We start from the raw sequence: 23,611 nt of genomic DNA, 5'->3' as shown, positions 1-23,611 counted from the left end.
TTGCCTGTGGGAGCGGGTTTACCCGCGAAGAGGCCGGCACAGACAATAGAGAAATCAGCCCCGCTCGGCCGGCGCCGAGCTCAGCTCGAACGGGCTGCTATTGCGCCGCTGGTTACGGTCTTCACGCGGCGTGGCGCCAAAGAAATTGCGGTACGCACTGGAGAAATGCGGCCCCGAGGAAAACCCGCAGGACAGCCCGATCTGGATGATCGACTTGCTGGTCTGCATCAGCATCTGCCGCGCCTTGTTCAGGCGCAGCTCCAGGTAATACTGGCTGGGCACCCGATTGAGGTACTGCTTGAAGATCCGCTCCAGCTGGCGCCGGGACACGCACACATGCTGGGCGATCTCGTCGGTGGTCAGCGGCTCCTCGATATTGGCCTCCATCAGCAGCACTGCCTGGGTGAGCTTGGGGTGGCTGGAGCCCAGGCGATTCTGCAGCGGAATGCGCTGGCGCTCGCCCCCTTCACGGATACGCTCGACCACCAACTCTTCCGACACCGCGCCCGCCAGCTCCGCGCCATGATCGCGCGCCAGCACCGCCAGCAGCAGGTCGGTCACCGCCATGCCGCCGCAGGCGGTCAGGCGATCACGGTCCCAGTCGAACAGGTGGCTGGTGGCGATCACCTTGGGGTGGCGCTCGGCGAAATCGTCCTGCCAACGCCAGTGCACCGCGGCGCGGTAGCCATCGAGCAGGCCCAGCGCCGCCAGCGGGTACACACCGGCGGACAGGCCACCGATCATGCAGCCGCTGCGCGCCAGCTGCTTGAGCGCGGCGGACAGCGACGATCCGATCGCCGCCGGCGGCTCGTCGGCCAGCAGGAACAGCTTGTGGCAACCCTCGAGACGACCGCTCCAGGCCTCGCCCGGCAGGCGCCAGGCGCCCTCCTGCACGGCTTCGGCCTGCAGGTAGGCCAGCTCGTAGACCACGTCCGGATGCACCCGCTGGGCCACCTGCAGCACCTCTTCAGCCAACGCCAGGGTCAGCGGTTTGGTGCTTGGCCAGATGAGAAATCCGATTCGCTGGGTGGTCATAGGGCGTGGTCCGAAACCTGGGAGGAAGGGTTCGCGCTTGTGGCGCCAGGGCATGCCGCGCGGATGGCGCAGCATGCCCCATTATGGTGCAAATGTGCAGCGATTACTTCAGGCTGCCGGAAAGGAACTGCTTGAGGCGCTCGGACTGCGGATTGACCAGCACCTCGCGCGGACAGCCGCGCTCCTCCACCAACCCCTTGTGCAGGAACACCAGCTGGTTGGACACCTCGCGGGCAAAGCCCATCTCATGAGTGACCACGACCATGGTGCGACCTTCCTGGGCCAGCGACTGCATCACCTTGAGCACATCGCCCACCAGCTCCGGGTCGAGCGCCGAGGTCGGCTCGTCGAACAGCATCACCTCCGGCTCCATGGCCAGGGCGCGGGCAATGGCCACGCGCTGCTGCTCGCCGCCGGACATGTGACCAGGGAAGGCATCCTTGCGGTGGGACACGCCAACCTTGGCCAGGTAGTGCTCGGCCTTCTCCAGCGCTTCCTTCTTGTTCACGCCCAGCACGTGCACCGGCGCCTCGATGACGTTCTCCAGCGCCGTCATGTGCGACCACAGGTTGAAATGCTGGAACACCATCGACAGCCGCGAGCGCATGCGCTGCAGTTGTTTCGGGTCGGCGGCCTTGAGCGCGCCGTCCTTGCCGGCCACCAGCTTGAGCTCTTCGTTGTTGAGCAGGATCTTGCCCGCGTGCGGCTGCTCCAGCAGGTTGATGCAGCGCAGGAAGGTCGATTTGCCCGAGCCGCTGGAGCCAATGATGCTGATCACGTCGCCTGCCTTGGCTTCGAGGGAGACGCCCTTGAGCACCTCATGGCTGCCGTAGCGCTTGTGCAGGTCTTGGATTTGGAGTTTGTACATGCTGTCGGATCTCACAGAGCGGTCAGTGCTTGCGCGGCGCCAGGTAGCCGAGCCAGCGGCGTTCGGCCATCTTGAACAGGCGCACGAGGATGAAGGTCAGGCACAGGTAGAACACGCCCGCCGTGATATAGGCCTCGAAAGGCAGGTAGTACTGGGCATTGACCGTGCGCGCGGCACCGGTGATGTCGATCAGGGTGACGATCGACGCCAGGCTGGTGGTCTGCAGCATCATGATCACTTCGTTGCTGTACTGCGGCAGCGCCCGGCGCAGGGCCGATGGCAGGAGGATGCGGCGGTACATCTTCATGCGCGACATGCCGATGGCCTTGGCCGCCTCGATCTCGCCGTGGGGCGTGGCCTTGAGGCTGCCGGCGATGATCTCGGCGGTGTAGGCGCTGGTGTTGATGGCAAAAGCCAGGCAAGCGCAGAAGGTCGCGCTGGACAGCCACGGCCACAGGAAGCTCTCGCGCACCGCCTCGAACTGGGCCAGGCCGTAGTAGATCAGGAACAGCTGCACCAGCATCGGCGTGCCGCGGATCACATAGGTGTACAGCCAGGCGCTCATGTTCACCAGCGGCTGCTTGGAGACGCGCATCAGGCCCAGCGGAACAGCCGCCAGCAGGCCGAACAGCAGCGACAGCGCCAGCAGCTTGAGGGTGGTCAGCAGGCCGCCCAGGTAAAGCGGCATGGCCTCCCAGATGACGTTGTAGTCGAAGATCATAGTTCAGCCGCCTTGACGCCCACCGAGTAGCGCTTCTCGAGATACCTCAGCGCCAGCAGCGAGACACTGGTCAGCACCAGGTACAACGCCGCCACCGCGAGGAAGAAGGTGAAGGGTTCGCGGGTGGCGTCCGCCGCCTGCTTGGCCTTGAACATCATGTCCTGCAGGCCGACCACCGAAATCAGCGCGGTCGCCTTGGTCAGCACCAGCCAGTTGTTGGTGAAGCCCGGGATCGCCAGGCGGATCATTTGCGGCACCATGATCCGGAAGAACACCTGGACTCCGCTCATGCCATAGGCCGCGCCGGCCTCGGCCTGCCCCTTGGGAATGCCCAGGAAGGCGCCGCGGAAGGTTTCCGAGAGGTAGGCACCGAAAATGAAGCCCAGGGTGCCGATGCCGGCGACCAGGGGGTTCAGGTCGATGTAGTCGTCATAACCGAGCAGCGGCGCCACCCGGTTGATGATGTCCTGGCCGCCGTAGAAGATCAGCAGGATCAGGACCAGGTCAGGGATGCCACGGATCACCGTGGAATACAGATCCCCCAGCCAGGCCAGCCAGCGCACCGGCGACAAGCGCAGCGCCACGCCGATCAGGCCGAGGACGATGGCCAGGGCCATCGACGACAGGGCGAGCTGCAGCGTCAGCCACGCTCCGTCGAGGATGACTGCCCCATAGCCTTTCAACATGATTCGAATTCCTCAGGGCTTGGGAATGAAAAATGGTGCAAACCTCAGAGATTCTGCTGTTTGCACCATTGCACAGGTGAAACTCGATGGCTTACTTCGAGTCTGGACCGTAGATGTCGAAGTTGAAGTACTTCTTCTCGATCTCTTTGTACTTGCCGTTGGCACGGATCGCGTCGATGGCGGCGTTGATGCGCTCGGCGTTGGCGGTATCGCCCTTGCGCACGGCAATGCCGACGCCGTCACCGAAGTACTTGGTGTCGGTGAAGGCCGGACCCACGAAGGCGAAGCCCTTGCCGGCGTCGGTCTTCAGGAAGCCGTCCTCGAGCAGGGTGGCGTCGGCCACGGTACCGTCAAGGCGACCGGCGGCGACGTCCAGGTAGATTTCGTTCTGGGTGCCGTAAGGCACGACGGTGGCGCCTTGCGGGGCCAGGACTTCCTTGGCGAAGCGGTCATGGATCGAGCCGCGCTGCACGCCGATCTTCTTGCCCTTGAGCTCAGCCAGGCTGTCGCTGACGGCAGTGCCTTCCTTCATGACCAGGCGCGCCGGGGTCAGGTAGTAGCGCTTGGTGAAGTCGACCGACTTCTTGCGATCATCAGTGATCGACATGGACGACAGGATGGCGTCGATCTTGCGCACTTTCAGCGCCGGGATCAGGCCGTCGAACTCCTGCTCGACCCAGGTGCACTTGGCTTTCATCTGTTCGCACAGGGCGTTGCCGATGTCGTAGTCGAAGCCGGCGAGGCTGCCATCAGGCTGCTTGAAGGCGAAGGGTGGGTAGGCGGCCTCGATACCGATCTTCAACGGCTTCTCATCGGCCTGCGATACCAGGGAAAACACGGAAAGCGCCAGGGCGCCAAGCAGTGCGAGCTTCTTCATCAGGTAACTCCATCGGTACGGGGCAATACAAGGCAGTTGTAACGGCTGCCCGATATGCGAATGGGTACAGCGCGAGCCGCGCAGGTTTCGACCAAGGTCGCAGACCACGAGCGAGTGAGTGGCATTCTAGCGACAGCCCGGTGGTCGATATTTCTTCAAAGCGACAACTAATTACAGAAGCGCCAGGAACCGCGGCGGGCGATATTGACAGCTCCTGCGAGATATGCAAGAGCAAAAGAGAAATAACCTATACCCAAAGCAATAAGCGGGCCCATTATTGGCAAAGCCTTGTATTCCGGCAAGCGCAGCGTGCGACCCTGCACGAAATGCTCCCAGCAATGCACTCAAATGGCACATGAATGTTTCCACAAGCCCCGCATTTGGGCGAAATCGGTGACAGCCAGGGTTACCGATGAATGTCGGAGTAACAGTCTGTATCAGTAAAGCAAAAACCCCGCCGGGTGTGGGCGGGGCTTTTGTTGATGGCCTTATCGCGGGGCAAGCCCGCCCCACGACCTTCAGGAGCCGACTTGCCGCGACGCTTCGACTCAGGCGGTGGCCAGGCTCATCGCCTTGTGGGTGTCGATCAGGTGTTGTACCACGCCTGGGTCGGCCAGGGTGGAGATATCACCCAGTGCGTCGTACTCGCCGGTGGCAATCTTGCGCAGGATGCGGCGCATGATCTTGCCCGAACGGGTCTTCGGCAGCCCCGGCGCCCACTGGATCACATCCGGCGAAGCGATCGGGCCGATCTCCTTGCGCACCCAGTTCTTCAGCTCCAGGCGCAGTTGCTCGCTCGACTCCTCACCGGCATTGAGGGTGACATAGACGTAGATACCCTGCCCCTTGATGTCGTGCGGCACGCCCACCACCGCCGCCTCGGCGACCTTCGGATGCGCCACCATCGCGCTCTCGATCTCGGCAGTGCCCATGCGGTGCCCGGAAACGTTGAGCACGTCGTCGACGCGACCGGTGATCCAGTAGTAGCCGTCTTCGTCGCGACGGGCACCGTCACCGGTGAAGTACATGCCGCGGAAGGTCTTGAAGTAGGTGTCGACGAAACGGTCGTGGTCGCCGTACAGCGAACGCGACTGACCCGGCCAGGAGTCGAGGATCACCAGGTTGCCCTCGGCGGCGCCTTCGATCAGGTTGCCCAGGTTGTCCACCAGCGCCGGCACCACGCCGAAGAACGGACGGGTCGCCGAGCCAGGCTTCAGCGCGGTGGCGCCCGGCAGCGGGCTGATCAGCACACCGCCGGTCTCGGTCTGCCACCAGGTATCGACGATCGGGCAACGCTCCTTGCCGACGGTCTTGTAGTACCAGTTCCAGGCCTCGGGGTTGATCGGCTCGCCCACCGAACCCAGCAGGCGCAGGCTGGAGCCATCGGCACCGGCCACCGCCGCTTCGCCTTCGGCCATCATGGCGCGAATGGCGGTTGGCGCGGTGTAGAGGATATTGACCTTGTGCTTGTCGACGATCTTCGACACCCGGGTGATGTCCGGGTAGTTCGGCACGCCTTCGAACAGCAGCGTGGTGGCGCCGTTGGCCAGCGGGCCGTAGACGATGTAGCTGTGGCCGGTGACCCAGCCCACGTCGGCGGTGCACCAGTAGACCTCGCCCGGACGGTAGTCGAACACGCGCTCATGGGTCAGCGCGGCATACACCAGGTAACCGCCGGTGGTGTGCAGCACGCCCTTGGGCTTGCCGGTGGAGCCGGAGGTATAGAGGATGAACAGCGCTTCCTCGGCGCCCATCTCTTTCGGCGCGCAGTGGCTGGAGGCGACCTTCATCAGGTCTTCGTACCAGATGTCGCGGTGCTGGTGCCAGGCGATGTCGCCACCGGTGCGCTTGCACACGATGATCTTCTGCACGCTGTTGGTTTCAGGGTTGGTCAGGGCCAGGTCGACGTTGGCCTTGAGCGGGGTGCGACGACCACCGCGCAGGCCTTCGTCAGCGGTGATCACCACTTTCGACTTGCAGTCGATGATGCGTCCGGCCAGCGCCTCCGGCGAGAAGCCGCCGAACACCACCGAGTGGATCGCGCCGATGCGTGCACAGGCCAGCATGGCGACCACGGCCTCGGGGATCATCGGCATGTAGATGGTCACCACGTCGCCACGGTGCACGTCCTGGCCACGCAGGGCGTTGGCGAACTTGCAGACCTGCTCGTGGAGCTCGCGGTAGGTGATGTTGCGGTGCTCGGAAGGGTCGTCGCCTTCCCAGATGATCGCCAACTGGTCGCCGCGCTCGGCAAGATGGCGATCCAGGCAGTTATAGGAAACGTTCAGAGTGCCGTCGGCGAACCACTTGATGTCGACATGGTGGTCGTCGAACGAGGTCTGCTTGACCTTGGTGAAAGGCTTGATCCAGTCCAGACGCTGGGCCTGCTCGCGCCAGAAGCCGTCCGGGTTGATCACCGATTGCTGGTACATGGCCTTGTAGGTGGCCTCGTCGGTCAGGGTACTGGCCGCAACCTCGGGACGAACGGGATACAGTGGAGCCGCACTCATCTGTGTTACCTCGGTGTAATAGTTGTTTTTGTATGGAACCGTTTGTAACTGTACCAGAGCGGCCAAGACCATTCGACGTTGGTAGTAACGCGACGGGCCGTCGACTCACCGATCAGGCGCGACCGCTCTAGCACATGGCATGCAGCCATCGTCGAGAGAAAAAATCTGGGTTTCGGCGGGGATTGTTACAGATTCTGTCAAAAGACTTTATCAAAACCCCCTCTGTTTCAGCCGTGGGCGCCTCCCTAAAATTCATCTCGCCAGCAACGGCAACGCGATTAACTTGGTAACAGCCCCCACGAAGGCAGCGTTAATCCGCACCTCATCCCGATAGTTGAAACTTGCTGTACTCGCGGCGCCATAAGCGCCGCGTGCCCCCTCACGACCTTAGACAGGTAACTTGAAAATGAAAGCTTTACTGGTATTGGTACTTGGCGGTTTTTGCGGCGCGGCATTGGCCGGCGAAGCAAAAGATGTCGAGCAGATTCCGGTTGAACAGTACAGTTATTCGCAGCACCTGGACATCGCCCGCGTCATCTCCATGAGCGAAGTGCCGAACGTCTGCGAAGTGGTGCCGGCCCGCATGACCTACGAGGACTCCCAGGGCCAGAAGCACATTCTCGAATACCGCGTGATGGGGAACGGTTGTTCCAACGGCTGAGGCCAGCCCTTGCACTATCCCTGTAGGAGCGGCCTTGCGCCGCGAAAGGGCCGCGCAGCGGCCCCAGGTTTTCAGCGGCACGCCAAGATCGTCGGGGCCGCTTTGCGGCCCTTTCGCGGCGCAAGGCCGCTCCTACAGGAAAAAGTGTAACTTTCGAGGTAATTAGCCACACTCACTCCGCCGACTTGTTCAACGAATAATCCCGCAACTTGTTGGCAATGGTCGTATGGGAAACTCCCAATCTTTTCCCCAGCGCCCGGCTACTTGGAAACTCGCTCATCAGACTTTCCAATACCGCCTTTTCAAACCGTCCGACAATTTGCGAAAGATCGCCATCCAGGGAAAACTCACCCAATGGTTGGCGTGCGCCATAATCCGGCAAACGGATATGTTCGCTCTTCACCACCCCGCCCTCGCACAACGACACCGCCTGGAACAGCACGTTCTCCAGCTGGCGCACGTTGCCCGGCCAATGATATTGGGCAAGCTTGTCCATCGCCGCCGGCGCCAGGCGCGGCATCGGGCAGCCGATCTGCCGGCTGGCCTGGTCGAGGAAGTGCTGCACCAGCCCCTCCAGGCCATCCATGCATTCGCGCAGCGGCGGAATGTGCAGCGACAGCACGTTGAGGCGATGGTAGAGGTCCTGGCGGAACTCGCCCCGGGCGCACAGCTCGGACAGGTCGACCTGGGTCGCGCAGATCACCCGCACGTCCAGGTACACCTCTTCGTCACTCCCGACACGACGGAAACAGCCATCCTGCAGGAAGCGCAGCAGCTTGACCTGCAAGCGCGGGCTCATCTCCCCGACGCCATCGAGGAACAGCGTGCCACCGGCGGTAAGCTCCAGCAGCCCCAGCTTGCCTTCGGCTCGCGCGCCCTCGAACGCCCCCGGCCCGTAGCCGAACAGCTCGGTCTCGGCCATCGACTCCGGCAGGCCGGCGCAGTTGAGCGCCATCAGCGGCGCCTGGCCACGGGGGCTGGCCAGGTGACAGGCGCGCGCCAGCAACTCCTTGCCGGTACCGGTCTCGCCCTCGATCAACAGCGGCGCATCCAGCGGCGCCATGCGCCGCGCCTCGCGCACCACCGCGGCCATCACCCGCGAGCTCTGGAAGATGCTGTCGAAGCCACGCAGCTCCTGCTTGCGCACGTTGTAGATACGCTCGCCGATGCGATCGGCACGATGCAAGGTGATCACCGCGCCCGCCAGGGCCTCGCTGTCATCATGCTCCGACTGCAACGGCGCGATATCGGCGAGGAACACATCGCCCTTGACCTTGATGCGCAGGCCGTTGATCCGCGACTTGTTGGCGCGGATCAGCTCCGGCAGGTCGAAGTCCTCGACATAGCGCGACAACGGAATGCCCGGCACTTCGTCCACCCGTACACCGAGCAACTGCGCCGCGCCACGGTTGGCGGCAACGATGCTGCCGCCCATGTCGATCGACAGCACCGGGAAATCCAGTGCGCCCAGCAGCGCATTGAGCTCCATGTGCCGGCGCTCGCTGGGCATCAGGCCGACCCGCTTGACCCCGAATACCCCGGCGATCGACTCGAACTTCGGCCGCAGGGCCTGGAACTGCAGGTTGATCAGGTTCGGGCAGTGCAGGTAGATGGCGTTGCCATGATCGCCGCCCACCTCGCCGCGCAGCACGTTGATGCCGTACTCCACCAGCAGGTTGAGGATGTCCCGCAGGATGCCGATGCGGTTCTGGCAGTGCACTTTGATACGCATGAAAGCTCTCGAAGCGGCCAAGGTTTTTACTTGGCACGCGGAAAAGTCGTAAAGATAAGCTGACAGAATCGCCCTTCAACTCAGCTCGATGCCCGTGATTTTCCGGCACAAGGGCATTTTTGTAAAATTATCGTTACGAATTCAGGACCAGCGGATAGCCACAAGTGGCCTCAACCCCGGTGCAAAGCCGCGTTTGTAGGGATATTCCTAAGGTATGTCCTGCACATAACAAGAACGCCCTCACCAGGAGAGCCACATGAAACAGACGCAATACGTGGCACGCGAGCCCGATGCGCATGGTTTTATCGACTACCCGCAGCAAGAGCATGCGGTGTGGAACACCCTGATCACTCGCCAACTGAAAGTGATCGAAGGCCGGGCATGCCAGGAATACCTGGACGGCATCGAGCAGCTCAAGCTGCCCCATGACCGCATCCCCCAGCTCGGCGAAATCAACAAGGTGCTGGGCGCCACCACCGGCTGGCAGGTCGCCCGCGTGCCGGCGCTGATCCCCTTCCAGACCTTCTTCGAACTGCTGGCCAGCAAGCGCTTCCCGGTCGCCACCTTCATCCGCACCCCGGAAGAGCTGGACTACCTGCAGGAGCCCGACATCTTCCACGAGATCTTCGGCCACTGCCCGCTGCTGACCAACCCCTTCTTCGCCGAATTCACACACACCTACGGCAAGCTGGGCCTGGCGGCGACCAAGGAACAGCGTGTGTACCTGGCGCGCCTGTACTGGATGACCATCGAGTTCGGCCTGATGGAGACCGCACAGGGTCGCAAGATCTACGGCGGCGGCATCCTCTCCTCGCCGAAGGAAACCGTCTACAGTCTGTCCGGCGAGCCGGAGCACCAGGCCTTCGACCCGATCGAGGCCATGCGCACGCCGTACCGCATCGATATCCTGCAGCCCCTGTACTTCGTCCTGCCGAACATGAAGCGCCTGTTCGACCTGGCCCACGAAGACATCATGGCCATGGTCAACCAGGCCATGCAGCTGGGCCTGCACGCACCGAAGTTTCCACCCAAGGTCGCTGCCTGAGCGCCCCTGTCGATAACAACTCAAATCGGAAAACACCCATGAATGCCTTGAACCAAGCCCACTGCGAAGCCTGCCGCGCCGATGCGCCGAAAGTCTCCGACGATGAACTGGCAGAACTGATCCTGCAGATCCCGGACTGGAACATCGAAGTCCGCGACGGCCACATGGAGCTCGAGCGCGTATTCCTGTTCAAGAACTTCAAGCACGCCCTGGCCTTCACCAACGCCATCGGCGAAATCGCCGAAGCCGAAGGTCACCACCCGGGTCTGCTGACCGAGTGGGGCAAGGTCACCGTGACCTGGTGGAGCCACTCGATCAAGGGCCTGCACCGCAACGACTTCATCATGTGCGCGCGCACCGACGAGGTCGCCAAGACCGCCGAAGGGCGCAAGTGATGCACTTCGCGGCCATCGGTCGGGTTCCTGGCGACCCGATCCTGGGGCTGATGGAGGCCTACGCCCGCGACGACAACCCGGCCAAGTTCGACCTGGGCGTCGGCGTGTTCAAGGACGCCCAGGGCCTGACGCCGATTCCCGCGGCGGTCAAGCAGGCCGAGCAGCGCCTGGTCGAGCGCCAGGCCACCAAAAGCTACATCGGTGGCCATGGCGACGCGGCGTTCGGCCACCTGGTCAGCGAGCTGGTGCTGGGCAGCGACTCGCCGCTGCTGGCCAGTCAGCGCGCCGGCGCCACCCAGACCCCGGGTGGCACCGGCGCCCTGCGCCTGGCAGCGGAGCTCATCGCCCACTGCCTGCCCGGCCGCGGGGTCTGGCTGAGCGACCCGACCTGGCCGATCCACGAGACGATCTTCGCCGGTGCCGGGCTCAAGGTGTCCCACTACCCCTACGTGGGCAAGGACAACCGCCTGAACGTCGACGGCATGCTCGCCGCGCTGGAACAGGCGCCGGAAGGCGACGTGGTACTGCTGCACGCCTGCTGCCACAACCCCACCGGTTTCGACCTGGGCCAGGACGACTGGCGCGTGGTGCTCGACATCGTCAAGCGCCGCAACCTGCTGCCACTGATCGACTTCGCCTACCAGGGCTTCGGTGACGGGCTGGAGGAAGACGCCTGGGCGGTGCGCCTGTTTGCCGCTGAACTGCCGGAACTGCTGGTCACCAGCTCCTGCTCGAAGAACTTCGGCCTGTACCGCGATCGCACCGGCGCCCTGCTGGTGTGCAGCCACGATGCCGAGAAACTGCTGGATGTGCGCAGCCAGCTGGCGTTCATTGCGCGCAACCTGTGGTCGACGCCACCGGACCATGGCGCCGCGGTGGTCGCCGAGATCCTCGGTGATCCGGCGCTCAAGGCGCTGTGGGTCGAGGAAGTGAACGCCATGCGCCAGCGCATCGCCGAGCTTCGCCAGGGCCTGGTGCAGGCGCTGGCGCCCCATGGCCTGGCCGAGCGCTTCGCGCACATCGCCGTGCAACGCGGGATGTTCTCCTACACCGGCCTGAACCCCGAGCAAGTGCGCCTGCTGCGTGAGCGGCACAGTGTGTACATGGTCGGTACTGGCCGGGCGAACATCGCCGGGGCGGATGCACGACGCCTGGAGCAACTGGCGGCGGCCATCGCCGACGTCTGTCGCTGATATCGCAGTACCTGTGGGAGCGGCTTTAGCCGCGAAGCAAGCGACGCGGTGGATGGCACCGGCTTCGCCGGTGTTCGCGGGTAAACCCGCTCCCACAGGATACGCGCTGCTTTGACATCAAGCGCTGTAACTGTGGGCGACGCAGCCTGCGATGAATCGAACGCTGGCAGTACAAGGCTGTTGCTCCCACAGAGTTTCCGGCGCCCGAACACAGTCGGCGGTGCGCTGATCGCCCGCTAAAACCGACCAGCGCCCGGCAAAAATCTCAAACTGTCATCCAGACTGCTGTATCCTGCCCCAGCTTTTCGAAGCCACACATGCGCCCTGGCGCCGCCTTTTCACTCACACTTGCGAGGAACGACGAGATGCATGAAATCCCGAATCTTCCCTTCCCAAGCCTGAACCCCGAAGAGCAATCCGTTGCCGCCCACGCCGAACCGACGCCCGCCGTCGACCAGGACGGTGACGATCAATCCAGCGCCGACCCGGAATAATCGCGCACCCCACCCGACTGTGTGAAAACGGCTGACCTGCGGGATATCCCCGTCATCGCGTTTTCACACCGTCCAGAACCTCTACCGAAGACCCTCATGCCCGACTCACCGCGCCCCCTTGCGGTCACCCTGCAAGTCGTTTCCATCGTCCTGTTTACCTTCATCGGCTACCTGAACATCGGCATCCCCCTGGCCGTGCTGCCCGGCTACGTGCACAACGACCTGGGCTTCAGCGCCGTGGTCGCGGGCCTGGTGATCAGCGTGCAGTACCTGGCCACCCTGCTCAGCCGCCCCACCGCCAGCCGCATCATCGACAACCTCGGCAGCAAGAAAGCGGTCATGTACGGCCTGTTCGGCTGCGGCCTGAGCGGCGTGTTCATGCTGGCCTGCAGCTTTCTTACCCACCTGCCCTGGCTGAGCCTGGCCTGCCTGTTCATCGGCCGCCTGGTGCTGGGCAGCGCCGAGAGCCTGGTGGGCTCGGGTTCGATCGGCTGGGGCATCGGCCGGGTCGGCTCGGAAAATACCGCCAAGGTGATCTCCTGGAACGGCATTGCCAGCTATGGCGCATTGGCCATCGGCGCGCCGCTCGGCGTCCTAATGGTCAAGCAGCTCGGGCTGTGGAGCATGGGCGCGAGCATCATCCTGCTGGGCGTCATCGGCCTGGTGCTGGCCTGGCCCAAGCGCGCCGCGCCGGTGGTCGCCGGCGCGCGCCTGCCGTTCCTGCGGGTACTGGGCAAGGTCTTCCCCCATGGCTCGGGGCTGGCCCTGGGCTCGATCGGCTTCGGCACCATCGCCACCTTCATCACGCTGTACTACGCCAGCCGCGACTGGCCCAATGCCGCGCTGACCCTGAGCCTGTTCGGCGCCAGCTTCATCTGCGCGCGCCTGCTGTTCGGTAACCTGATCAACCGCATCGGCGGTTTTCGCGTGGCGATTGCCTGCCTGTCGGTGGAGACACTGGGGTTGCTGATGCTGTGGCTGTCGCCCAGCGCCGAGATGGCCCTGGCCGGCGCGGCCTTGAGCGGGTTCGGATTCTCGCTGGTGTTTCCGGCACTCGGGGTGGAAGCCGTGAACCAGGTGTCGGCAGCCAACCGCGGCGCGGCGGTAGGGGCCTATTCGCTGTTCATCGACCTGTCGCTGGGGATCACCGGGCCGCTGGTGGGCGCGGTGGCGGCGGGGTTCGGATTTGCCTCGATGTTTCTGTTCGCGGCGGCGGCGGCGGGGTGTGGGTTAGTGTTGAGCTGCTATCTGTACCGACAAGCTCGACTGCAACGGGAACGCTAAAAGCCGGGGGGGGGTGCTTTGCACCCCTTTCGCGGCACAAGGCCGCTCCTACAGAGGAACAAAACCTCCTGTAGGAGCGGCCTTGTGCCGCGAAAGGGCCGCAAAGCGGCCCCATCAATTGACTAGCGCTGCGCATACTGCAGCACCACCTCCAACGGATGGCGCAACTGCTTCTCGGTCATGCGCTTGACCTGGCTGCGGCAGGAATAGCCGGTCGCCAATGCCTCACCCTGCTTGTCCAGCTTGGTCGCCCAGGACTGCTCGAAGATGGTCCTCGAGGCTTCCTGGTTCCGCGCTTCATGCCCATAGGTACCGGACATGCCGCAGCAGCCGGTGGCCTCGGTGACCAGCTTCAGCCCCAAGCGGGCGAACACCTGCTCCCACTGTTTGGTACTGGCCGGCACATTGGTCTTCTCGGTGCAGTGGGCCATCAGGCGGAAGCTGTCGGCCTTGGCCGGCGCCTGCTCGGGCAGCACGTTCATCAGCCACTCCTGGGGCAACAGAACCGACGGGCACTCCACGCCATCGACCTTCTGGTACTCCTGGCGGTAGACCAGGGTCATTGCCGGATCCAGCCCCACCAGCGGCACGCCGCAGTCGGCCAGGGCCTTGAGCTGGGTGGCGTTGCGGATCGCCGCCCTGGCGAAGGCACCGAGGAAACCCTGCACATGCAACGGCTTGCCGTTGGCGCTGTAGGGCGCGAGGAACACCTTGTGCCCGAGGCGATGGGCCAGTTCGATGAACGAGGCCAGCAGTGGCGTCTCAAAATAGCGGGTGAAGGCATCCTGGACCAGCACGATGCTGCGCTCACGCTGGGCCGGGGTCAGCTCGCGCAGGGCCGGCACGCTCGCCACCTGAACCCGGCAACGGGTCAGGGTGGCCTGGAAGTTGAAACGGCTGATCAGCGGACTGTCGACCATGCCGACCTTGTCCGCCAGCAGCCTGCTCACCCACTTCGAGCCCATCACTGCGTTGTACAGGCCCGGCGCATGGGCCAGGTAAGGGATGGTGAACTCCAGCGAACCGATCAGGTAGTCGCGCAACGGACGCTGGTAGCGACCGTGGTACAGCTCGAGGAAGCGCGAGCGGAAGTCCGGCACATTGACCTTGATCGGGCACTGCCCTGCGCAGGACTTGCACGCCAGGCAGCCGGCCATGGCGTCGTATACCTCGTGGGAGAAGTCTTCCTGTCCCTGCTGGCGCGCACGGCTGTTGCGCAGGCGCGCCGGCAGTCCCTTGAGCCAGGACGCCTTGCGCTGGGCGGCGGCGAGCACATCGATGTTCGCCTCGCCCTGCAGGCGCAGCCATTCGCGGATCAACGAGGCACGCCCCTTGGGCGAATGCTGGCGTTCGCGGGTGGCCTTCCACGACGGGCACATGGCGTCGTTGGGGTCGTAGTTGTAGCAGGCACCGTTGCCGTTGCAGTGCACGGCGCTGCCGAAACTTTGCCAGACGCGCTCGTCGATACGGCGGTCAAGGTCACCGCGCAAGGTCACGCCATCCACCGGGGTCAGGCCTTCGGCGCTGTCCGGCGGGGTGCAGATCTTACCCGGGTTGAGCTGGTTGTGCGGGTCGAATGCGCCCTTGAGACGCTGCAGCGCCGGGTACAGTTCGCCGAAGTATTCTGGCACGTACTCGGAGCGCAGGCCTTTGCCGTGCTCACCCCAGAGCAGGCCGCCATAGCGCTGGGTCAGCGCCGCCACGGCATCGGAGATCGGCTTGACCAGCGCGGCCTGGGCCGGATCCTTCATGTCCAGCGCCGGCCGCACGTGCAGCACGCCGGCATCGACATGGCCGAACATGCCGTAGGCAAGACCATAACCGTCGAGCAGCGCGCGGAAGTCGGCGATGTAGTCAGCCAACTGCTCCGGCGGCACGGCGGTGTCCTCGACGAACGGCTGTGGCCGCACCTCGCCCTCGACGTTGCCCAGCAGCCCCACCGAGCGTTTGCGCATGGTGTAGACCCTGGTGACCGCCTCGGCACCTTCCGCCAGGGTGTGCCCAAGGCGTTCGACGCTGGTGTCGCGCTGCAGGTGCGCGACGAACGCCTCGACCCGAGCATTGACCTCGGCCGGCTCGTCGCCGCAGAACTCCACCAGGTTGATGCCCAGCGTCGGGCGCTCGGCGTCGGCCGGGAAGTACTCGGCGACGCTGTGCCAGACGATGTCCTTCATCGCCAGCATCAGCACCTTGGAGTCGACGGTCTCGATCGACAGCGGCTTGTGCGCCATCAGCGCATTGGCGTCGCGCAGGGCGTCCATGAAGCTGCTGTAGCGCACGTTGACCAGCACCGCGTACTTCGGGATCGGCAGCACATTGAGCTTGGCCTCGACCACATAGCCCAGCGAGCCTTCGGCGCCGCATAGCACGCTGTTGAGGTTGAAACGGCCCTGCTCGTCGCGCAGGTGCGCCAGGTCGTAGCCGGTCAGGCAGCGGTTGAGCTTGGGGAAGATGCTTTCGATCAGCCCTGCCTGGGTTTCCTGGATCTCGCGGGCCATGCGATACACCTCGCCAACCCGGCCGGGCTCGGCGCAGGCCTGCTCCAGCGCCGCGTCATCGATCGGCAGGCTGTGCAAGCGCTCGCCACCGAGCAGCACGCTGTGCAGCTCGAGCACGTGGTCGCGGGTCTTGCCGTAAGTGCAGCTACCCTGGCCGCTGGCGTCGGTGTTGATCATGCCGCCGACGGTGGCGCGGTTGGAGGTGGACAGCTCCGGTGCGAAGAACAGCCCATGTGGCTTGAGCGCGGCATTGAGCTGGTCCTTGACCACGCCCGCCTGAACCCGCACCCAGCGCTGCTCGACATTGATCTCGAGAATGCTGTTCATGTGCCGCGACAGGTCGACGACGATGCCATCGGTCAGCGACTGGCCGTTGGTACCGGTGCCGCCACCACGCGGGGTCAGCTTGATGTCGCGAAAGCGTGGCTCGGCCATCAGCGTGGCGACCCGCGCCACATCGTCGGCATCCAATGGGAACACCGCCGCCTGGGGCAGGCGCTGGTAGATGGAGTTGTCGGTGGCCAGCACGGTGCGGGTGCCGTAGTCGGCACTGATCTGGCCACGGAAGCCGCTGTTCTTCAGGCCTTCGAGGAATTCAGGGTAATGGGCGGCGGGCGCACGGGGCGGAAGCTGGGCGATCATCGAAGGATGGCCTCTATTCGATATTGGCTAATTCACGGGTTCCAGGCATTACAACATTTCGTGGGAGCGGGCTTGCCCCGCGATGACGCCATCGCGGGGCAAGCCCGCTCCCACGAAATGCCGTGTTTCCTGCGACTACGGTATGAATGTTCTATACCGCATGACGAATGCGCCCATGTTCCTGTAGTTTCGCGCCAGGGGCAAACGGATATTCCTGCCGCTATCGATGAGCTTTATGAATGAATTACCGCCACCTCACCCCGTCCATGTCGCTGCTGCTGGCCTTCGAGGCCGCCGCGCGGCATGAAAGCTACACCCGCGCCGCCGCCGAGCTGTCGCTGACCCAGAGCGCGGTGAGCCGCCAGGTGCAGGCGCTGGAGCAACAGCTGGGGCTCACCCTGTTTCGCCGCGAGGGGCGCCAGGTGCAACTGACCGATGTCGGCCGCCTGTACCAGCGCGAGCTCAGCGAGGCCCTCGGACGCATCCGCAGCGCCACCCTGCAGGCCCTGGCCTATCAGTCCGGGGTCGGCACATTGCGCCTGGCGACCCTGCCGACCTTCGGCTCGAAATGGTTGCTGCCGCGCCTGCATGCGTTCTACAGCGCCCACCCCGGCATGCTGGTGCACATTCATTCCCGTATCGAAGCGATCAACTTCGACACCAGCGAGATCGACGCCGCCATCGGCGTGGCCACCCACGACCTGCCCGGGCTGGTCTGCCATCGCCTGCACGCCGAGGAGCTGGTGGTGATCCTGCCGCCGGACAGCGCTCGCGACGGCCAGCACTGGTGCCCGGCGCGGATCAGCGAAGAGGTGCTGCTCAACGTCGCCAACAACCCCCATGCCTGGGGGGAGTGGTTCTCCCACCACGCCCTGCCCCACCGGGCGATGCGCCTGGGGCCGAGTTTCGAGCTGACGTCGCACCTGATCCAGGCGGTACGGGCGGGGATAGGGATCGGCCTGGTGCCCAGGATTCTGGTGGAGGAGGAACTGGCCAGCGGCGAGCTGTTCAGCCCCGGCGAGCCGTTTGCCAGCCAGCGTAGCTATTACCTGATCTATCCACCCAGGAATGAGGCACTGCCTTCGTTGCGGGCGTTTCGCAGCTGGCTGCTGGAACAGATCTGAGGCTGGCACAGACAACAAAAAACCCGATGCCAGTCACCCGGCATCGGGTTTTCTCGAAGCGCCTCGGCGCTTACTTGACCACGCTACCGGCAGCGCCGTTGACCTGCGCCCCACGCTTGCTCTTGAGCACGTAGAACACATACATCACCACCAACCATACCGGCATGGCGTACACCGACACCTGGATGCCCGGGATCTGCAGCATGATGCCGAGGATCAGCACCACGAAGGCCAGCACCAGGTAGTTGCCGTACGGGTACCACAGCGCCTTGAACAGCGGCTTCTGACCGGTGCGGTCGAGGTGCTGGCGGAACTTCAGGTGCGAGTAGCTGATCATCGCCCAGTTGATCACCAGGGTCGCCACCACCAGCGACATCAGCAGTTCCAGGGCGTTCTGCGGCATCAGGTAGTTGAGCAGCACCGCGATCAGGGTCACGGCCGCCGATGCCAGGATCGAGCGTACCGGCACGCCGCGACGGTCGACCTTGGCCAGCGCCGCCGGGGCATCGCCCTGCTCGGCCATGCCCAGGAGCATGCGGGCGTTGCAGTAGGTACCGCTGTTGTACACCGACAGCGCCGCGGTCAGGACCACGAAGTTCAGCAGGTGCGCGGCCACGTCGCTACCCAGCAGCGAGAAGACCTGGACGAACGGGCTGCTGCCGTAGCTGCCGCCGGAAGCGTCGATGCTGGCCACCAGGCTGTCCCACGGGGTCAGCGACAGCAGCACCACCAGGGCGCCCACGTAGAAGATCAGGATGCGGTAGATGACCTGGTTGATCGCCTTGGGGATCACGGTCTTCGGTTTGTCGGCCTCGGCCGCGGTGAAGCCGAGCATTTCCAGGCCACCGAAGGAGAACATGATGAAGGCCAAGGCCATGACCAGGCCGCTGACGCCATGCGGGAAGAAGCCGCCATGGGCCCACAGGTTGGTCACCGACGCTTCCGGGCCGCCACTGCCGCTGGTCAGCAGGTAGGCACCCAGGCCGATCATGCCGACGATGGCGGCGACCTTGATGATCGCGAACCAGAACTCGGCCTCGCCGAAGAACTTCACGTTCATCAGGTTGATGGCGTTGATCAGCAGGAAGAACGCCGCCGCGGTGACCCAGGTCGGGATCTCCGGCCACCAGTAATGGACGTACTTGCCCACCGCCGACAGCTCCGACATACCCACCAGGATGTACAGCACCCAGCAGTTCCAGCCCGACAGGAAGCCGGCGAAACCGCCCCAGTACTTGTGCGCGAAATGGCTGAAGGAGCCGGCCACCGGCTCTTCGACGATCATCTCGCCGAGCTGGCGCATGATCATGAAGGCGATGAAGCCGCAGATCGCATAGCCGAGGATCATCGACGGACCGGCGGACTTCATCACGCCGGCCGAGCCAAGGAACAATCCGGTGCCGATCGCGCCACCCAGGGCGATCAGTTGGATATGGCGGTTCTTCAAGCCACGCTTGAGTTCGCCAGACTGTGAGTTATGTCCACTCATGAACGAAGTCACCTGCTTGTTTTTATCTGTGACGGAATCGGACCCACCGCACTCGTGGCGCAGCGGAATGGGCAAGGTGGTTACCTTGGATACTTATGACGGGCAGTCGCTCGTGGCCTTGGTGGCCAGGGGCGGATCAACCGGGTGTCAGCAAGCGTGCGCGGTACGCAAGGGGGTCACAGGTAAAACGCGGCGCATTGTATACCCCTGCAAACGCGCAGGCGTCAACGCGTTGCATCGTTTCCTGTGGAAAAAACGCAGCGGTCCTGGGGTGAAGGCCTGAAAAGGCGGAGTGATCGGCGTGCATGGCGCCTCCATTTTGTTGTTTTAAGTGCCTGGCGATCCTGCCTGGCTCTGCACACGGCAATGGCGCTATCTCAGCGTTTGGGCGGGGGTTTGGGAAGGGGGTGAAGGGTGATGGGGAGGCTCTGGCGCGCAAGTCTTGGAAAGATTTTGTGACGAAGAGCGGGAAAGTACAGGCAAGCCGGGGAAAAGGCCAAGAATCGTATAATTTTCTTTACAAGGTGGTTTGAAAATTTGCCACTGGTCGGGAAAATTTCTGTCTGTTCAGGCACTTGGGGCCGCTTTGCGGCCCATCGCGGGGCAAGCCCGCTCCTACACAGGGCTGCGTATCGAGGGTCTTCCTTTTCACAGGCACAAAAAAGCCACCCCGAAGGCTAATGCCAGTCAGTTAAGCCAATTGGGGTCGCTGCGCGACCCTTCGCGGGTAAAACCGCTCCCACAGGTACGGCGCTCGATTCAGCGTTTGCGCGATCCTGTGGGAGCGGGTTTACCCGCGAAGGGCTGCAAAGCAGCCCCAATAAGTGCGATGAAGCGCTAACTGACTGGCACTAGCCCGAAGGCTGGCTCTTTCGCTACCGGGGCGAATCAGCCACGCGGCTTGCCGCGGCCACGACCTGCTGGCTTGTCGCCTTCAGGACGGGCAGGACGCTTGCGCATCTCGCTCGGGCGCTCGGCCACCGTGCTGCCACGACCACTTTTGCGCGGTGCAGACTCTTCACGCGACGCGCGCGCCGGGCGCTCGGCCTGCCCTTCGGCGGCCGGGCGCAGGGTGCGCACACGCTCGCCACGGCCCAGCGGACGGGTCGACTTGCGCTGCAGACGCTCGAGCTTGTCCTTGGCCTTGAGCTTCATCTCCGGCAGCGCCACCGGCTGCAGGCCGACTTCAGCGGCGAGGATGTCGATCTCGCCCTGGCTCATTTCGCGCCAGCGGCCCATCGGCAGGTCGGAGTTGAGGAACACCGGGCCGAAACGCACACGCTTCAGGCGGCTGACCACCACGCCCTGGGATTCCCACAGGCGGCGCACCTCACGGTTGCGGCCTTCCATCACCACGCAGTGGTACCAGTGGTTGAAGCCTTCGCCGCCCGGTGCCTTCTGGATGTCGGTGAACTTGGCCGGGCCGTCCTCGAGCACCACACCGGCCTTGAGGCGGTCGACCATGTCGTCATCGACCTCGCCGCGCACACGCACGGCGTACTCGCGGTCCATTTCATAGGACGGGTGCATCAGGCGGTTGGCCAGCTCACCATCGGTAGTGAACAGCAGCAGGCCAGTGGTGTTGATGTCCAGGCGACCGATGTTGATCCAGCGGCCCTCTTTCGGGCGCGGCAGACGGTCGAACACGGTCGGGCGGCCTTCCGGGTCGTCACGGGTGCAGATCTCGCCGTCGGGCTTGTTGTACATGATCACACGGCGGGTCGCCTCGGCGGCCTCGACACGCTTGATCAGCTTGCCGTCGACGGTGATGGCGTCGTGCAGGTCGACGCGCAGGCCCAGGGTGGCCTCGACGCCGTTGACCTTGATACGGCCCTGGCCGATCCAGGCCTCGACGTCACGGCGCGAGCCGACGCCGATGCGCGCCAGTACTTTCTGCAGCTTTTCGCCGGACGGCGGGGTGGGTTGTTGGTCTTGCAGGTCTTTGTCACTCATCTGGGCACCTCCCGGTGTAGTAGTGAAAGCGGGCGCGCATCATACGCGGTTCGGCGGGGGAACGCACTGGAGGGTAGAAGGTTTTTGGTGATCGCCCTGCAGATTCTGCCCAAAGGTAGGTATTGACGGTGCCGGCCTGATCGCGGGGCAGGCCCGCTCCCACAAAGCCGGCAGTCAGGCCTTTGGTTCATCCTCGGGCTCGATGGACGCCTCATCGCGCAAATCATCGAAATCGGTCTTGAGCCCCTCTTCCATCGCATCCAGCTCAACCAGCAGCGAACGGAAACTGGTCTCCTCCTTGGGCTCCACCTCTTCACCCTCCTCGCCCAGGCTGGCATCGGCCAGGGCCTGCAGGTGAGCGGGCACCGGCGCCTCGTCCGGATCGAGCAGCGGCTCAGGCTCCATCTCGCGCAACTCGGCCAATGCCGGCAGCTCGTCGAGGCTCTTGAGGTTGAAGTGATCGAGGAACGCCTTGGTGGTGGCGAACATCGCCGGCCGGCCAGGCACCTCGCGGTAGCCGACGATGCGAATCCACTCGCGCTCCATCAGGGTCTTGATGATGTTGCTGTTGACCGCCACGCCGCGCACATCCTCGATCTCGCCACGGGTGATGGGCTGACGGTAGGCGATCAGCGCCATGGTTTCCAGCAGCGCGCGGGAGTAACGCTGCGGGCGCTCCTCCCACAGGCGGCCGACCCAGGGTGCATAGTCTTCGCGGATCTGCAGGCGGTAGCCGCTGGCCACTTCCTTGAGCTCGAAGGCGCGACCGTTGCAGGACTTGCCCAGTATGTCCAGGGCCTTCTTGAAAACGGCGGGGGCCGGGCGCTCGGCCTCCTCGAACAGCTCGTAGAGGCGCTCGAGGGATTGCGGCTTGCCCGAGGCGAGCAGGAAGGCCTCGATCAGCGACGCCAGTTCGCGGGGTTCGTTCAGGTTCATCGGTAGTCGTCAGGTCACTCTGCCCGGGCACGGACGTGGATCGGGGCGAAAGGCTCATTTTGCACGAGTTCGATCAGCGATTCCTTCACCAGTTCGAGAATCGCCATGAAGGTGACCACCACGCCGAGCTTGCCCTCCTCGGCGGTTAACAGCTCGACGAACGGCACGAAGACCCCGCCCTTGAGGCGTTCGAGCACGTCGCTCATGCGCTCGCGGGTCGACAGCACCTCACGGGTGATCTGGTGGCTCTCGAACAGGTCATTGCGGCGCATGACCTCGGCCATGGACAGCAGGATCTCCTCGAGAGCGACCTCCGGTAGCAGCTTGCGCACCTTGGCCTGAGGGGCCTCGAGGCGAGGCACGACGACGTCGCGACCAACCCGCGGCAGCTCGTCGATGCCCTCGGCGGCGGCCTTGAAGCGCTCGTACTCCTGCAGGCGGCGGATCAGTTCGGCGCGCGGGTCGCCCTCCTCTTCCTCGATCTCGCTGGAGCGCGGCAGCAGCATGCGCGACTTGATCTCGGCGAGCATGGCGGCCATCACCAGGTATTCGGCGGCCAGCTCCAGGCGCACGCTCTTCATCAACTCGACATAGCCCATGTACTGGCGGGTGATCTCGGCCACCGGGATGTCGAGGATATCGATGTTCTGCTTGCGGATCAGGTACAGCAGCAGGTCCAGCGGGCCTTCAAAGGCCTCGAGGATCACTTCCAGCGCGTCCGGCGGGATGTACAGGTCTACCGGCAGTTCGGTCAGCACCTCCCCGTAGACCAGGGCCAGCTGCAACTGCTGGGGGGCATCGGCCTCCTCGGCCGGCGCCTCGGGCGCTTCCATCTGGCTCATGCGTTGACCAGGAACGGCGTCGGATCCCCGCACCCTTCGCGAATCAGCTCCGGCTCGTCACCGGACAGGTCGATGACAGTCGAAGCCTTCAAATCACCAAAGCCGCCGTCGATGATCAGGTCGACGTGGTGCTCCAGACGCTGGCGGATCTCGTAGGGATCGGTCATCGGCTCATCGTCGCCCGGCAGGATGAGGCTGACGCTCATCAGCGGCTCGCCAAGCTCTTCGAGCAGGGCCAGGACAATGGGGTTGGACGGCACGCGCAGGCCGATGGTGCGGCGCTTGTCGTGCAACAGCAGGCGCGGCACTTCACGGGTGGCGTTGAGGATGAAGGTGTAGGGCCCCGGTATGTGCGCCTTGAGCAGGCGGAACGTCGCCGTGTCGATCTTGGCGAAGGTACCCATCTCGGACAAGTCGCAGCACAGCAGGGTGAAGTTGTGGTTCTTGTCCAGCTGGCGCAGCCGACGCACGCGTTCGATGGCGCCCTTGTCGCCGATCTGGCAGCCCATCGCATAGGCCGAGTCGGTCGGGTAGACCACCACCCCGCCCTTGCGGATGATCTCGACCGCCTGCTTGATCAGGCGCGCCTGCGGGTTTTCCGCATGGATCTGGAAAAATTGGCTCAC

20 protein-coding genes are annotated in these 23,611 nt (G+C 64.0%); 7 read left to right on the top strand and 13 right to left on the bottom strand.

Annotated elements, in window-relative coordinates; genetic code table 11:
• Nucleotides 1-54: 54 nt before the first annotated feature.
• The 6 genes from argR to acs form a co-directional block, all read right to left on the bottom strand.
• Nucleotides 55-1,035 carry a transcriptional regulator ArgR gene (gene argR, locus VUG52_RS07560; RefSeq protein WP_050706736.1) on the bottom strand — a complete coding sequence of 327 codons (981 nt, stop codon included), beginning with the start codon at nt 1,033-1,035 and terminating at the stop codon, nt 55-57.
• A 103-nt stretch (nt 1,036-1,138) separates the two neighbouring features.
• A complete protein-coding gene (locus VUG52_RS07555) occupies nt 1,139-1,903 on the bottom strand; it encodes an ABC transporter ATP-binding protein (RefSeq protein ID WP_023630946.1) in 765 nt (254 codons plus the stop codon).
• Between the two features lie 22 nt (nt 1,904-1,925).
• Nucleotides 1,926-2,624, bottom strand: a complete 699-nt coding sequence (locus VUG52_RS07550; protein ID WP_050706737.1) for an ABC transporter permease — start codon at nt 2,622-2,624, stop codon at nt 1,926-1,928.
• The gene (locus VUG52_RS07545; RefSeq protein ID WP_331832636.1) at nt 2,621-3,310 is read right to left on the bottom strand and encodes an ABC transporter permease; all 690 of its coding nucleotides are present in this window, start codon (nt 3,308-3,310) and stop codon (nt 2,621-2,623) included. The genes VUG52_RS07550 and VUG52_RS07545 overlap by 4 nt, the downstream gene beginning before the upstream one ends.
• Before the next feature lie 91 nt (nt 3,311-3,401).
• The gene (locus VUG52_RS07540) at nt 3,402-4,187 is read right to left on the bottom strand and encodes an ABC transporter substrate-binding protein (RefSeq protein ID WP_050706738.1); all 786 of its coding nucleotides are present in this window, start codon (nt 4,185-4,187) and stop codon (nt 3,402-3,404) included.
• A gap of 548 nt (nt 4,188-4,735) precedes the next feature.
• On the bottom strand, nt 4,736-6,697 hold the full coding sequence (acs, locus tag VUG52_RS07535) for an acetate--CoA ligase (RefSeq protein WP_050706739.1): 1,962 nt from the start codon (nt 6,695-6,697) through the stop codon (nt 4,736-4,738).
• A gap of 406 nt (nt 6,698-7,103) precedes the next feature.
• Between acs and VUG52_RS07530 the strand changes: the two genes are divergently transcribed.
• Complete coding sequence (locus tag VUG52_RS07530) at nt 7,104-7,358, top strand: DUF2790 domain-containing protein (protein WP_023630669.1); 255 nt, start codon at nt 7,104-7,106, stop codon at nt 7,356-7,358.
• A 172-nt stretch (nt 7,359-7,530) separates the two neighbouring features.
• On the opposite strand, the gene VUG52_RS07525 is transcribed toward VUG52_RS07530, so the two are convergent.
• Nucleotides 7,531-9,090: a sigma-54-dependent transcriptional regulator gene (locus tag VUG52_RS07525; RefSeq protein ID WP_262952513.1), complete on the bottom strand. Its 1,560-nt coding sequence runs from the start codon at nt 9,088-9,090 to the stop codon at nt 7,531-7,533.
• Between the two features lie 256 nt (nt 9,091-9,346).
• On the opposite strand from VUG52_RS07525, the gene phhA reads away from it, so the two are divergent.
• The 5 genes from phhA to VUG52_RS07500 all read left to right on the top strand — a co-directional run bounded on the left by phhA (nt 9,347) and on the right by VUG52_RS07500 (nt 13,501).
• Entirely contained in the window at nt 9,347-10,135 is a 789-nt protein-coding gene (gene phhA / locus VUG52_RS07520) for a phenylalanine 4-monooxygenase (protein WP_050706743.1), read from the top strand.
• Nucleotides 10,136-10,173: 38 nt separating this feature from the next.
• A complete protein-coding gene (locus tag VUG52_RS07515) occupies nt 10,174-10,530 on the top strand; it encodes a 4a-hydroxytetrahydrobiopterin dehydratase (protein WP_011534975.1) in 357 nt (118 codons plus the stop codon).
• Nucleotides 10,527-11,723 carry an amino acid aminotransferase gene (locus VUG52_RS07510; protein WP_162232978.1) on the top strand — a complete coding sequence of 399 codons (1,197 nt, stop codon included), beginning with the start codon at nt 10,527-10,529 and terminating at the stop codon, nt 11,721-11,723. Before VUG52_RS07515 ends, VUG52_RS07510 begins: the two co-directional genes overlap by 4 nt.
• Nucleotides 11,724-12,088: 365 nt before the next feature.
• Entirely contained in the window at nt 12,089-12,217 is a 129-nt protein-coding gene (locus VUG52_RS07505; RefSeq protein WP_256206020.1) for a hypothetical protein, read from the top strand.
• Between the two features lie 96 nt (nt 12,218-12,313).
• The gene (locus VUG52_RS07500) at nt 12,314-13,501 is read left to right on the top strand and encodes an MFS transporter (RefSeq protein WP_050706745.1); all 1,188 of its coding nucleotides are present in this window, start codon (nt 12,314-12,316) and stop codon (nt 13,499-13,501) included.
• A 122-nt stretch (nt 13,502-13,623) separates the two neighbouring features.
• Here VUG52_RS07500 and ydiJ read toward each other — a convergent pair whose 3' ends face one another.
• Nucleotides 13,624-16,641 (bottom strand): D-2-hydroxyglutarate dehydrogenase YdiJ, encoded by a 3,018-nt coding sequence (gene ydiJ, locus VUG52_RS07495; RefSeq protein WP_050706746.1) that lies wholly within the window; start codon nt 16,639-16,641, stop codon nt 13,624-13,626.
• 239 nt (nt 16,642-16,880) lie between these two features.
• Between ydiJ and VUG52_RS07490 the strand changes: the two genes are divergently transcribed.
• On the top strand, nt 16,881-17,765 hold the full coding sequence (locus VUG52_RS07490) for a LysR substrate-binding domain-containing protein (protein WP_050706747.1): 885 nt from the start codon (nt 16,881-16,883) through the stop codon (nt 17,763-17,765).
• 70 nt (nt 17,766-17,835) lie between these two features.
• Here VUG52_RS07490 and VUG52_RS07485 read toward each other — a convergent pair whose 3' ends face one another.
• The 5 genes from VUG52_RS07485 to VUG52_RS07465 form a co-directional block, all read right to left on the bottom strand.
• On the bottom strand, nt 17,836-19,254 hold the full coding sequence (locus tag VUG52_RS07485) for an amino acid permease (RefSeq protein WP_050706748.1): 1,419 nt from the start codon (nt 19,252-19,254) through the stop codon (nt 17,836-17,838).
• A gap of 888 nt (nt 19,255-20,142) precedes the next feature.
• Nucleotides 20,143-21,207 (bottom strand): 23S rRNA pseudouridine(2605) synthase RluB, encoded by a 1,065-nt coding sequence (gene rluB, locus VUG52_RS07480; RefSeq protein WP_050706749.1) that lies wholly within the window; start codon nt 21,205-21,207, stop codon nt 20,143-20,145.
• A 174-nt stretch (nt 21,208-21,381) separates the two neighbouring features.
• On the bottom strand, nt 21,382-22,143 hold the full coding sequence (scpB, locus tag VUG52_RS07475) for an SMC-Scp complex subunit ScpB (RefSeq protein WP_050706750.1): 762 nt from the start codon (nt 22,141-22,143) through the stop codon (nt 21,382-21,384).
• A 14-nt stretch (nt 22,144-22,157) separates the two neighbouring features.
• Entirely contained in the window at nt 22,158-22,856 is a 699-nt protein-coding gene (locus VUG52_RS07470; protein ID WP_162232980.1) for a segregation and condensation protein A, read from the bottom strand.
• A gap of 125 nt (nt 22,857-22,981) precedes the next feature.
• Nucleotides 22,982-23,611 carry an L-threonylcarbamoyladenylate synthase gene (locus tag VUG52_RS07465; protein WP_082337815.1) on the bottom strand — a complete coding sequence of 210 codons (630 nt, stop codon included), beginning with the start codon at nt 23,609-23,611 and terminating at the stop codon, nt 22,982-22,984.

Source organism: Pseudomonas sp. LH21, from assembly GCF_036549575.1.
Classification (GTDB): Bacteria; Pseudomonadota; Gammaproteobacteria; order Pseudomonadales; family Pseudomonadaceae; genus Aquipseudomonas; species Aquipseudomonas peradeniyensis.
Note: the sequence above shows the minus strand (reverse complement) of the source record. Positions and strands in the feature narration are given on the sequence as shown.